This window comes from Sphingobium herbicidovorans (assembly GCF_002080435.1).
GTDB classification, from domain to species: Bacteria; Pseudomonadota; Alphaproteobacteria; order Sphingomonadales; family Sphingomonadaceae; genus Sphingobium; species Sphingobium herbicidovorans.
Window position 1 is genome coordinate 1,543,624 of sequence record NZ_CP020538.1, and the last position, 12,259, is coordinate 1,555,882.

9 protein-coding genes and 2 pseudogenes are annotated in these 12,259 nt (G+C 60.0%); 2 read left to right on the forward strand and 9 right to left on the reverse strand.

What is annotated here, in order from left to right; genetic code table 11:
• Nucleotides 1-34: 34 nt before the first annotated feature.
• Nucleotides 35-781: pseudogene (locus B6S01_RS22115) on the forward strand (SMP-30/gluconolactonase/LRE family protein); the annotation flags it as partial.
• On the opposite strand, the gene putA reads toward B6S01_RS22115, so the two are convergent.
• The 8 genes and pseudogenes from putA to B6S01_RS07505 all read right to left on the reverse strand — a co-directional run bounded on the left by putA (nt 726) and on the right by B6S01_RS07505 (nt 8,738).
• Nucleotides 726-3,983 (reverse strand): bifunctional proline dehydrogenase/L-glutamate gamma-semialdehyde dehydrogenase PutA, encoded by a 3,258-nt coding sequence (putA, locus tag B6S01_RS07470; RefSeq protein WP_157704824.1) that lies wholly within the window; start codon nt 3,981-3,983, stop codon nt 726-728. The pseudogene B6S01_RS22115 and the gene putA sit on opposite strands and share 56 nt — an antisense overlap.
• On the reverse strand, nt 3,980-4,273 hold the full coding sequence (locus B6S01_RS07475; protein WP_081570334.1) for a nitroreductase family protein: 294 nt from the start codon (nt 4,271-4,273) through the stop codon (nt 3,980-3,982). The genes putA and B6S01_RS07475 overlap by 4 nt, the downstream gene beginning before the upstream one ends.
• A 36-nt stretch (nt 4,274-4,309) precedes the next feature.
• Nucleotides 4,310-4,933 (reverse strand): glutathione S-transferase family protein, encoded by a 624-nt coding sequence (locus B6S01_RS07480; RefSeq protein WP_037467955.1) that lies wholly within the window; start codon nt 4,931-4,933, stop codon nt 4,310-4,312.
• Between the two features lie 7 nt (nt 4,934-4,940).
• Nucleotides 4,941-5,570: a glutathione S-transferase family protein gene (locus B6S01_RS07485; protein WP_037467957.1), complete on the reverse strand. Its 630-nt coding sequence runs from the start codon at nt 5,568-5,570 to the stop codon at nt 4,941-4,943.
• A 1-nt stretch (nt 5,571) separates the two neighbouring features.
• On the reverse strand, nt 5,572-5,874 hold the full coding sequence (locus B6S01_RS07490; protein WP_037467959.1) for a YciI family protein: 303 nt from the start codon (nt 5,872-5,874) through the stop codon (nt 5,572-5,574).
• A 269-nt stretch (nt 5,875-6,143) separates the two neighbouring features.
• The gene (locus B6S01_RS07495) at nt 6,144-7,499 is read right to left on the reverse strand and encodes an IS1380-like element IS1247 family transposase (RefSeq protein WP_006473457.1); all 1,356 of its coding nucleotides are present in this window, start codon (nt 7,497-7,499) and stop codon (nt 6,144-6,146) included.
• Nucleotides 7,500-7,831: 332 nt separating this feature from the next.
• Nucleotides 7,832-7,981, reverse strand: a pseudogene (locus tag B6S01_RS21595) (integrase); the annotation flags it as partial.
• A gap of 154 nt (nt 7,982-8,135) precedes the next feature.
• On the reverse strand, nt 8,136-8,738 hold the full coding sequence (locus B6S01_RS07505) for a TetR/AcrR family transcriptional regulator (protein WP_037467868.1): 603 nt from the start codon (nt 8,736-8,738) through the stop codon (nt 8,136-8,138).
• Between the two features lie 151 nt (nt 8,739-8,889).
• On the opposite strand from B6S01_RS07505, the gene B6S01_RS07510 reads away from it, so the two are divergent.
• Nucleotides 8,890-10,680: an arylsulfatase gene (locus tag B6S01_RS07510; RefSeq protein WP_081570335.1), complete on the forward strand. Its 1,791-nt coding sequence runs from the start codon at nt 8,890-8,892 to the stop codon at nt 10,678-10,680.
• 442 nt (nt 10,681-11,122) lie between these two features.
• Here the strand turns inward: B6S01_RS07510 and B6S01_RS07515 are convergent, their stop codons facing one another.
• Nucleotides 11,123-12,193, reverse strand: coding sequence for a hypothetical protein (locus B6S01_RS07515; protein WP_156103390.1), 1,071 nt, complete (start codon nt 12,191-12,193; stop codon nt 11,123-11,125).
• Nucleotides 12,194-12,259: the final 66 nt, after the last annotated feature.

Sequence of the window (12,259 nt, forward strand, 5' to 3'; positions counted from 1 at the left end):
ACGCTTACGAGCAGCCTACGGAGGAGAAGGCGAAATGATCCGACTGCCCGAACCAGAAGTCATTGTTGAGGGGCTTACCTTGCCGGAATGTCCCCGCTGGCACGATGGATCGCTCATCTTCTCCGACATTGCCGCCGGTCGAATCTATCGCCTCGACGACGACGACAAAGCGGAGATCATCCACCAGGAAGCAGATGATTTCGTAGGTGGTTTGGGTGTCCTCGACGGTGGCGATCTGCTTGCTGTTCTGTCCAAGCAGCGCAAGTTGCTCCGGATCAGCGAAGACGGTGTGTCGGTTCATGCCGATCTTTCGGACCTGTGCCGCTTTGTGCTAAATGACATGTCGGTTCATGCCGGTCGCGCCTATGTCAGTCAGCCTGGCTTCGACATTTGGGCTGATGACGCGCATGGCATGCCGGATCCCACCGGCCTCATTCTTGTGCAGCCGGATGGCAGCGCCAGCATCGCCGCCTCCGACATGATGTCGCCGAATGGGATGGCGATCGCCCCTGACGGGAAAACGCTCTACGTTGCTGAATGTACTGCGATGCGCATCACGTGCTTCGACATTGATGCTGTGACAGGCGCCCTGTCGAACCGTCGCCTGTTCGGCATGCTGCCCGATGGCGGGATACCTGACGGCATTTGCCTGGACGGACAGGGGGCGATCTGGAGCGCGGTTCCCGTTGCCGTGGCTGGATCGTCAATCGTCGCGGGCCCTGGCGTCATTCGCATGACTGAGGGCGGCGCAGTTTCGCATCTTGTTCCTGTTGCTGCAGGCCGCCGCGCGCTCGCCTGCTGCCTCGGCGGCCAAAATGCCGAATATCTCTATGTCTGCACAGTGCCCGATTTCGAAGGTGCCGCAGCTTTCTCTGCTTCGGAAGGTTGTCTGGAGCGCGTGACGATCGGTTGAGTTCGGCGAACGGAGGGCAAGAGCTTGATCCAGGAAGGCGGCCTTCACAAGTAATACCGGAAAGCCCGCGTCCCCCGAATGGCTGGACGCCGACGACCGCGCCGATCATGTTGCGATTGATATAGAGATTGCCCGCCTTCACCCGCTCGGTGACATAATCCATGGTCGCGTCGAGGCGGGTGTGGAGACCGAAGGTCAGCCCATATCCTGTCGCATTGATCGCTTCGATCACATGCCCAAGCCGTTCTCGGTCATAGCGGATGACATGAAGCACCGGACCGAAAACCTCACGCTCAAGATCGGCGACGCTGTCGATCTCGATGATCGTCGGTGGCACGAAGCTGCCCCGCCCGATGTCGGTCGGCATTGCATGCTGCTCGATACGCCGCCCCTTTGCGCGCATCGCATCGATATGCTTTTCGATGCTGGCCCTGGCCTCCATGGTGATGACCGGACCAATATCGACCGACAGGCGATCAGGGCGTCCGATGCTGAGTTCCTTCAGAGCCCCCTTCAACATTGAAAGGACGCCATCGGCAATCTCGTGCTGCAGGCACAGCAGGCGAAGCGCCGAACATCGCTGGCCAGCACTGTCAAAGGCCGACGCGATCACATCGGCCACCACCTGTTCGGCAAGGGCGCTGCTATCCACGATCATGGCATTTTGACCGCCCGTTTCCGCAATCAGCGGGACCGGGCGGCCACCGGGCGACAGACGCGTGGCGAGCTGTTTCTGGATCAGGCGCGCAACCTCTGTCGAGCCGGTGAAGATCACGCCCGCGATTTCCGCAGCCCCGACCAGCGCGGCCCCGATCTCGCCCGCGCCCGGCAGCAGCTGGAGCACATCGGCCGGGACGCCTGCGGCATGAAGGATGCGCACCGCCTCGGCGGCGATCAGCGGGGTTTCTTCCGCCGGTTTGGCAAGGACCGGATTGCCCGCGACCAAAGCTGCAGCGATCTGGCCCGTGAATATCGCAAGCGGGAAATTCCAGGGGCTGATGCAGACTATGGGGCCGAGCGGCTGTTGCGTTGGCCCCAAGGTCGTTCGAGCCTGCGCGGCATAGTAGCGCAGGAAATCGATCGCCTCGCGAACCTCGGCGATCGCATTTGCCGCTGACTTGCCTGCCTCGCGGATGGCCAGCCCCATGAGCTGAGGCATGTGCGCCTGCATGGCGTCGGCTGCCCGCTTCAGCATGGCGGCGCGGTCGGCAACCGGCGTAGCGGCCCAGGCTGCTGCGGCATGGGCGGCTATCCGGCAGGCGTCGCGCGCGTCCTGCTCGACGCAGAAGGCCACCGTTCCCACCACATCGGTCGCATCCGCAGGATTGCACACCGGTCGTTCGCTGCGCACGACCGGGCGCCCGTAAATTGCGGGCGCGGCATGCCATTGCCTCGTCGCACTCTCTGCCAGGGCGCGCGACAGATGCGCCAGCGCGTCCTCATCGCTCAGGTCGATGCCCGCAGAGTTGCGGCGATCAGCGTAGAGGGCGGACGGCAAGGCGATCTGGTCGTGCGGGCGTCCGGGCAAGTCCATCGCGCGGACCTGCTCGACCGGATCCATGACGAGTTCGTCGATCGCTACGCTTGCATCAGCGACCCGGTTCACGAATGACGAATTGGCCCCGTTTTCAAGCAGGCGGCGGACAAGATAGGCCAGCAGCGTTTCGTGCGTCCCGACCGGCGCATATATGCGGCACGGCCGGTCGAGCTTCCCCTTTCCGACCACCTCGCCATAAAGCGGCTCGCCCATGCCGTGCAGGCATTGAAACTCATAGTCGCCGACCGTGAAATCCGGGCCGGCGATGTGAAAAATGGTCGCCAGCGTCTGGGCGTTATGGGTCGCGAATTGCGGGAATATGGCGTCGGGCGCGGCCAGCAGCTTTTTGGCGCAGGCTATGTAGGCGACATCGGTATGAACCTTGCGCGTATAGACGGGAAAGTCGGCCAGCCCATCGACTTGCGCGCGCTTGATTTCGGTATCCCAGTAAGCGCCCTTTACGAGCCGCACCATGATCCGCCGGTTCGCGCGGCGCGCAAGATCGACGGTCCAGTCGATCACAAAGGGGCATCGCTTGCCATAGGCCTGCACCGCCAAGCCCAGGCCGTCCCAGCCCGACAGATCGGGATCGAGCGCGAGGCTTTCCAGCAGGTCCAGCGACAATTCGAGGCGGTCCGCCTCCTCCGCATCGATATTGAGGCCGATATCATGGCGTTTCGCCAGCGCGGCCAGCGCCTTGACGCGGGGCAGAAGTTCGTCGGTCACGCGACCGGCCTGGGCGCGGCTGTATCGCGGGTGAAGGGCGGAGAGCTTGATGGAGACGCCGGGGCCGACATAAATGCCGCGGCCGGCCGATGCCTTGCCTATCGCATGAATGGCCTGCTCATAATCCCGATAATAGCGGGCGGCGTCCGCGGCTGTCATCGCCGCCTCGCCCAGCATGTCGTAGCTATATGTGAAACCCTTTGCCTCCAGAGAGCGCGCGCGCTTCAGCGCCTGGCCGATCGTTTCACCGGTAACGAACTGCTCCCCCATCAATCGCATCGCGATATCGACGGCGCGCCGGATCACAGGTTCCCCCGCCCGCGCAAGCAAATGCGAAAGTGCGGCGGCCAGCCCCCGGTCATTCACGCTGTCGAGAAGCTTGCCGGTGACGACCAGCCCCCAGGACGCTGCATTGACGAACAGGGGCTTGCCGCTACCCACATGCGACATCCAGTCGCCCTTTGCGATCTTGTCACGGATCAACGCGTCGCGGGTCTGGTCATCCGGGATGCGCAACAGGGCCTCGGCCAGGCACATCAACGCCACGCCCTCCTGGCTGGACAGGGCAAATTCCTGAACCAGGGTTTCGACGCCGCTGCGGGTCCGCTTTTCCCTGATCGCCGAGACAAGCGTGAACGCGGTGTCGCGGGCGTCCGACCGGAGCTTGCGGGGCAAGGCGGCCAGATCCAGCAAGGGCTGGACACATTCTGCTTCGGGTCGGCGATAGGCCGCCGTGATCTCCTTGCGCAGCGGTGATGGCTTGCGGACCGGCGGCGCGAAAGCCGCGAAGGGAGGCGGTTGCGTCACCGCGAAAGGACCCCGCAAGGATCCGTCCACATGCCGTCAGGATGCGTGTGCATACACACATATTCTTCGACATTGCCCGGCTTCAGCGCGGGTTTGAGCCGCTCCTTTGCCTCAAGAGAGCGCAGGAATACCACCCGAAATGGCTGGATATTCATCGAGGTCGGTCCCCATTTGGCGATATCATATGCCTCCTGAAGTTCCGCATCCGTTACCACCTGGTCGGTCCAGCCATTCTGAGAACGTGCCTCTGTGAAGAGGATTTCCAGGGTTTTCTCGTCAGCAACCGTCATTGGCAGCCCTTCCGTTTGTTTGATTTCTGATTCCGGTCAGCCAAGGCCGACCATGACGTTCTTGCGATAGGCGTGCCGTTCCGCGAGACGGTCGGCCCACCTACGAAGATTGGGCTGCTCCGAATCCCTGGCGAACCCGAGAGCTATCCAGCGATAGACCATGATTCCGCAGGGAATATCGGCGAGCGAAAATGCATCGCCAGCAAGGTAGGAATTTTGTGCAAGGGCATCGTCTAGTAGCGCAAAGCAGCGCTGCGACTCCATGCGCGCCCGGTCTAAAGCCTGCAGGTCTCTCTCGGCTTCCGGAGTTTTGACGATGCCGATATAAAGCTGTGACATGAACTTGTTCAAGGCGGCAAGATGCCAGTCCATCCAGCGCTCGACCATTGCCCGGTCGATCGGGTCCTGGGGATAAAGCGAGGTGGGTCCGCGCGAATTGCACAAATAGCGGAGAATGGTGTTGGATTCCCAGATCGCGTTGCCTTCGTCTATCAACGTCGGCACGACGCCATTGGGATTCACGGCAAGATATTCCGGGTCGCGGTTCCCGCCAAATTCGCCGCCGAAATTTTCCTGGCTGAACGGTATATCCAACTCGTCCAGGAGCCAGAGGACCTTCTGGACATTGGAGGAGCTGCGCCTTCCTAAAACTCGAAGCATGACTCTCTCAACCTGCTTCCGGTATGTTCATTCCGCGTTGCACGGCGGGGCGTGCACCAACGTGATCGTACCAGCGCTTGAGATTTGGTACCTTTTCAAGATCGATGTTGTGAAGCGGGTTGCGCGCGAGCCAGGGATAGGTGGCGATATCGGCGATAGTATACCCGTCCCCCGCGATATAAGCTGAATCTTGCAGCCGCTTGTTAAGCACGCCGTAGATTCGCTCCACCTCTTTCTGGTAGCGCCCGAGCGAATATTCCTGGTCTTGAGCATATCTGCGAAAGTGATGGAGTTGCCCAAGCATCGGGCCCACGCCGCCCATCTGGAACATCAGCCATTGCAAGGTTATTGCCTGCGCGCGTGGATCGGACGGCAGTAGCTCGCTTCGGTATTTCTGTGCCAGATAAACCAGAATGGCGCCGGACTCAAAGAGCACCAGTTCCTCACCTCCGGGGCCATCGGGATCGACGATCACAGGGATCTTGTTGTTGGGGTTCTTCGCTAGAAAGTCCGGCGAGAATTGCTCATCCTTTAGGATGTTGATCGGCCGCAGTTCATAACCCAGCCCCAGCTCTTCGAGCATGATGGAAATCTTGCGCCCGTTCGGCGTCTGCCAGGTAAAAAGCTGCAAGGTCATATCAGTTCCTCCGGTCGGGGTTGCCGCGGGTCCAGCGCCACGGCAAGATCAAGATCGCACCGACAAGCCCGGCCTTTCGGTAGGGATCATTTCGGGAGAATTCCTCGACATCGTGCCGATTCGTAGCTTCAACCACGATGAGCGAGCCGACCTCCTTCTCCTCCGCCTCGTCCATCAATGGCCCGGAAAGGATGACCCGAACCGGAAGTTCGCCGCCCGACATATAAGCCACGTGGCGCTCGCGCGTTTGCGCGCGAATATCACCCGCGTCCGGGCGGTCCATCGCCTGAAGAACGAAGTACATGTGTCAAGCCACCGGGTGCAGGTTAAACCGATAGTCGAGCGTGTAGAACCTGCATTCCCCAAGTGGCGTGTCGTTTGAGGTGAAGATCGCCTGTATCCGAGCGCTAGACAAGGATTTTCTGCCGCAAGCGGCACCTGCGGTCGCGCAGACTGCTGGATCTGGACGGATCAGACCGCGAAGCCGCTGTTTCCTTGCCCAGGGGCGGCGTTTTTCAGCGCAGCGGACAGATCTGTCCAGCCGCTTTCGTTCAGTTTGAGCGTGGATCGCGATCATGCGCATAGCGGTGGCGCTCGCAATCGGCGGATAGCGGCGAGGATGGCGCGTACCATCGTGCCGGTGACAGCGACCTCGGCCAGCTGGAAGGTGATGGTGCGGGCGTGACGGACCACACGTGCCCCGATCTTGATCAGCTTCAGTTGCAGGCTGGTCAACGACCAGTCGGCCATGGCCTCGGGCAGCTCGATGCAGCGCAAGAAGGTGGCCAGGTTGTACGCCAGGGCGTGCAGTTGCAGCCGCACCTCATTGTCGCGGAACTTCCGGCACGACAGCCGCGTCCAGCGAAAGGCGTATTTGCCCTCTTTGATGTGCTGCTCGGCGGTGCCGCGCTGGTTGTAGAACCGCACCACCCAGTCCGGCTCCATCGGCAGGTTGGTGACGATGAAGCCGACACGCGGGAACAGTTCGCCCGGATGCCATTCGATCTTGGCGATCACCCGGCGTTCCTTGTCCCAGGACGCCGCCTGATACTCGAATTCCTCGAAGAACCGCTTGACCTTGGTCAGTGACGGCCGCCCGACAGGGCGCGTTAGCCGATGCGCGATCTTGTCCTTGAGGACCGCGTTTGCGGGCAGCCGGATGGCGTAGAAGAACCGCGCTTCTTCCAATCGCTCATAGATCGCCGGGATCGCGTAGGCAGCATCGGCCCGGAAGAACCTGCCACCAAGGTCGCGCTCCGCGTAGCGCGCAATGACGGGGTCGAGAACATCACGCCAGCCATCGGCGCTGTGGACGTTGCCATGGCGCAGGGCGCAGCGTTCCAGCATCCCGAACTGGTTGAACAGAAAGTTGGGGTGATAGCAGCTACAGTCGAAATGGCCATTCCAGGCGGACCCTTCCTGGTCGCCATGGGTCGGGCTGACCGAGCTGTCCATGTCCAGAACGATGTACTTCAGCCCGTTACGGTCATGGAACCGGTCGATCCATTGCCCGTTCAGGTCGGCCAGCGCGGCACGGTTCCCGGCCAGAGCCAGCGTCTCGGTCTCGAACCGTCCCATCTGCGATGCCGAGGCCGCTTGTGCATCGACCGCTCTGCCGCCGACAACTTGGCGCATGACCGGATCGCAGGCGAGACGGTTGGCGTCGTTGACATCCTCGTATCCGGCCAGCCGCCCAAAGACTGATTGCCGGAACAGGCCGTCGAGCCGATGGACCGTGTTCTTGCCAGAGCGAGTATCGCGCAGCGCCGCTGACGCCAAATCGGACAACCCGAGCGCGTCATCAAGCTCGCGCATCACCAGAAGGCCGCCGTCGGAACTGAGCTGCGTGCCGCGAAATTCCAGCCGCACGCGAGGGTCGAAATCCACCCGATCTGCCCGTTGCAAGCCCGCACCCTCTGGGTGATCCATGAAACGCGCCCCTCGCAGCCTTCAACACCATGTTTTATATAGGAAATATAATGGTCAGGACAGCGAAATCAGCGCCTTACTTGGGAAATGTGGGGTAATTGGACCTGACTGCCGGAGCGAAGACTCGCTTACTTTGACCTATCCTCGTTGAAGGGGGAGTTCGAATCGTCGATTGCTTGGCAGCATTGTCGTTGGACTGGGTAACCCAAAGCAGCCGAAGAGCCCAATGTCGGTTTTTGTCGGAGGCCGCCATTAGCGAGCCGGACGGGAGCGATTGCTTTGTCACAAGCGCCTGTGTCTGGCTCTCCACCGGAAAACGGGCGCCATCGGATTCAGATCTCGGTATTTTCGGCGGCAAGAGCATCCTCCACGTCGATTCCAAGGTAGCGGACCATATTCTCGATCTTCCTGTAGCCGAGCAGGATCTGAACGGCGCGAAGGTTGCCGGTGGCCCCATAGACAATCGATGCCTTCGTTCGGCGAGCTATGTCGCCACGACCGGAGGGATAACCGCCGAAGATGTGCGCGATCTGATGGTGGCCACGGTCGAACATCGCTTCGGCCAGGTGAATGCGTTGCTGCACGCCATCGAATGGCTGACGACAATGGCAGCTGAAGGTCCACTTTAAATGTCAATCAGCGAGACTGGTCGAGCGCTGGGTTGGTGCCCAACCCCAATCCAATTAGCCGAAGGATAAGTTCCTGTACCTCGCTTTCGGCCGTATGCCAGCGAAGACCGGCAGAATTGCGGGCGACGCCATTAAGGACGTTCAGGATCAGGCCGGGCGCGAGGGCGGCATCGAGACGTTGCTCATTCAGTGCGTTGCCAAGTGCCTGCTTATTGTGCTCCCTGCGTTGCCTTCCCTCTTCCTCAAGTTGCGCCGCCAAATTGGATCGAACGCTAGGTTCGCAGCGGGAGAGGCTTTCCCATGCTAGCCAAATCGGATCGGAATAGAGGGCCGCTAGGCTGTTGTAAAACCGGCTCAGATCACGAACAGCATTTCCTTCGTCTACGTACGTCAATTCACGGGGGCGAGAGAGAATGCCCTCTACAACGGCGTCGAAGGGCTTCGACCATCGCCGATAGAAGGTCGTCTTTGGCACGCCAGCCAGCGCGCATACGCGCTCAACGGTCAGCCCGGTGATCCCGTTCGTCGCCAGAACGTCAAGTGCGGACGAAATAAGCCTGTCCTGAAGTTCAGCCTGTCGCGGACGGCCCCGACTGCGGGCGTGCTCCATACTCGCCTCCACTATATGACCCTCCTCACGGAATATCGATACGCTACCGTTGACAAAATTACTTCCGCATAGCAACTCAAGTGAAAAGGATTTTGCATGATCGGCCTCCGCTCAAAAGGCGTGCGTCCGTAGATGGGAGTGGATTGTCTTGATGCTGCAAGAGACAGAGGCTGACGATCAAGGCGAGGTGATTTCTCGTCGAATGGTGTTGCTGGGCCTGCTGTCCACCAGCAGCTTAACCTTGGTGGGCGCTCAGCGGCCGAGGGCTGGATCGTCCGTCCGGCCTAACGTGGTCCTGATCGTTCTGGATGACGTGGGCTTTTCTGACTTTGGTTGTTTCGGCGGCGAGATACGTACGCCGTCGATTGACGCGCTGGCTGCCCGCGGTCTCCGGTATAATAGGTTCGAGACACGCGCGATCTGCTCACCCACCCGCGCGTCCTTGCTGACCGGACGCAACAGCCAGTCGATTGGTATGGCTGACATTCCCGACATCGCCGCAGGTCCGAATGCGCAGTGGGCAAAGAATAGCGGATATATCCCCGCGACGGCTGAGATGCTTCCGGCCGCTCTGAAGCGAAGTGGCTATGCCACCTGGGCAATCGGCAAATGGCACTTGTCGCCAAACACCGAGTTGGAACCCGGTGGCCCTCGCACGACTTGGCCGCGCAATCGCGGTTTTGATTATTTTTACGGCTTCATGTCCGGATGGACGGACCAATACCGCCCCAAGCTCACGGAGAACGAACAAGACGTTCCTGTGCCGCAAAAGCCCGATTATCACCTTTCATCAGACCTGGTCGATAAGTCGATCGACCTGATCAAACGTCAGCGCGCCGATGCGCCAAAGCAGCCGTTCTTTCTATACCTAGCTTTCGGAGCCGCGCATGCCCCGATCCAGGTGCCGAAATCCCACAGCGATAATTACGCCAACGTCTATGAGAAGGGGTGGGATGAGATAAGGGCTGAGCGGTTCGCGCGCATGAAGCGGATGGGCGTCATTCCAGAAAATACCATTCTGCCCCCACCTAATCCGGGCGACCGCAAGTGGGCCCAGCTCAGCCAGGACGAGCAAACGCTCTTTGCCCGGTTTATGGCCGTCTATGCAGGCTTTTTGGAGCATGCGGATGCACAGATCGGCAGGCTTATGGATGCTCTGAAGGCGGAGGGTGTTGATGAGGACACCTTGGTGGTGGTGCTGTCCGACAACGGGGCGGCGGGCGAAGGCGGTGCTACAGGATCGTTCGATGGCCTTTATCGTCCCAACAGGCTGAGCCTCAAGGATCAGCTTGCACGCATCGAGGATATTGGAACGGCAAAGACGCAAGCCGAATATCAGCGTCCATGGGCGATGGCGAGCGTGTCTCCCTTTCGGCGCTACAAGCTGTGGCCTTATCTAGGAGGTGTTCGAACGCCGTTAGTCATATCATGGCCCAGACAGATCAAAGGCAAAGGAGCGATCCGTCCGCAATTTGTCGAGGCGATCGATATCGCTCCTACTATCATCGAAGCAGCGAAGGGCAGCTTCGCGCACAAGATCAACGGCGTTCAGCAAATCCCCGTAGCTGGCAAATCCATCTTGGCATCCTTCAAGAGCGCACGCGCGCCTTCCGCTCGCACGGTCCAGTTCTTCGAACTTCGCGGAAATCGCGCGATCGTTGAAGGTGACTGGCGTGCGGTCGGTATGCACCCATGCGGCGGGTCCGAAGATCAGGATCGATGGATGCTGTTCAATGTAAGGCAGGACTTTTCTGAAAGTACTGACCTAGCTTCCAAATATCCCACCCGGCTTGAGCATATGAAGCGGCTGTGGTGGAGCGAGGCGAAGAAGTATAGCGAACCGCCCCTTACGCCAGTTTCCAAAGGCATGTGCACGTTCAGCGGCTATGGAGAGGATTTCTCCGATCGGCCTTCGGGCGCCGACCTTCAGGGCCACAGATAAACCGGACTACTGCCAGTCTAAGTTGCCGAGGATGGGGAAGCGGACCGGCCGCACCTGAGCACCTGAATTATGCTGCTCAGCGTCCGGCATCGGTCGACTGCTGCTGGGCAGCTCTCTCCAGTGGGCCAAGGCAGCTTTCCTGAGCCGACCGCTGCGAAGCTGCCATTCCGAAATCGGCCCAGCTTTCTCCTTCCCGAGAGGGAGGTTGCCGACCTTCGCATGACGGCTCGCACCAAGAAGCCGACGTTCGCCACCGCGCCCGTTAACGACGGCTTTGTCCCAGATGGCAACTTACCGCGGCGACCCAGAAGGCAAGATTCGGGAGTACTTCTCCGCTCCCTCAAAGCGACTTCTGTTCGTGCAAGCGTGGCAGCCCTCCAGAATTGTCGAGCCAAACCTGGGCAAAACACACCAAATCAAGTCGGCGGATCGGCGTAAGCCCTTAACTCACATCCCGCGCACACTGCTTGGAACCTTGCAAATCATTGACAGCTGCAGCTGCATGAACGGGAGCCCCGTTGCGTCTCTTGAACCATCGGCGAAATGATTGCGGTTCAGAAAAACCAAGGCGTTCCGAGAGCTTCGTTATGTTCATACCATCGAGTGTGAGCATTGAGGAGAGAAGATCACCGATAACATCGTCCCTCACCGATCTGAACGACGTTCCTTCCCTTGCTAGGTCTCGACGCAAGGATGCACAGCTCCTGCCAAGAACTTGGCAGGCCCGGCGCTGCCCTAGCAGCGTTCCCCGTGACATTATTTCTGCCCGCATCAACTCGCTTAGGCGTTCTCGATAGCTTTCACTGTGAGGCATACCACATGCAGAGACCTCACCCATCCTGTGCAAGATCTCGTTGCATTCCTCTTCCCTTCGCACGGTCGGCAGCGAAAGCGTCTCAATTGGCAAGGACAAGCACGAGCGTGAGCCTCCGAAGCTCATTGGATACGGAAAGAAGAACGGTAGCCACGATGGACAGCCGATCGGTTCCGCCGCAAAATGCCCGCGGGCAGCAGGCTTGGTCCGCGTGAGCCACGCAAGGGTCGCGACCATCATCGATAGCGCGTCCATTTCGTCGCTCTGGACCTCAAAGGTGCGCGGAACCTCAAAGGTGCGCGGACGCGCGGTGCTGTACCAGAAATGCACCTGGTTCCCCGATCGCTCGATCTCGAGCACCGCTCCTTGCGGGAACATGGAAGTCATGAACGACAGAAACAGTTCCAATGAATGTTCGACCGTTCTTCCCCTAGTCATTTCTCGAAGTGCAAAGAGAACGGGCGCGAGATTTACCTGCGGACTGAGTCCATAGAGCCTGTTGCGGATCGCCCAGATGAAGTCCCACCGAAGCTCCGCAAATGTCTGCATGTCGACTGACGTTTCGCTATTGTCGAGCCGCCCCCTGAGTTCCTCAGCACGGCCATGATCTGGATGCCGGTGTAGCAGCTCACGAGCCAGTTCCATCGGTGCAACGGCGCCCAAGCCGAGCGGAATAGTGGAACAAGCCTGCATGTCCATCTGGCACCCCTCCATTTAGCTCTGTGCTCTGCGCGGCACCTTCCGCAATAATAAACGTGCGGCGGC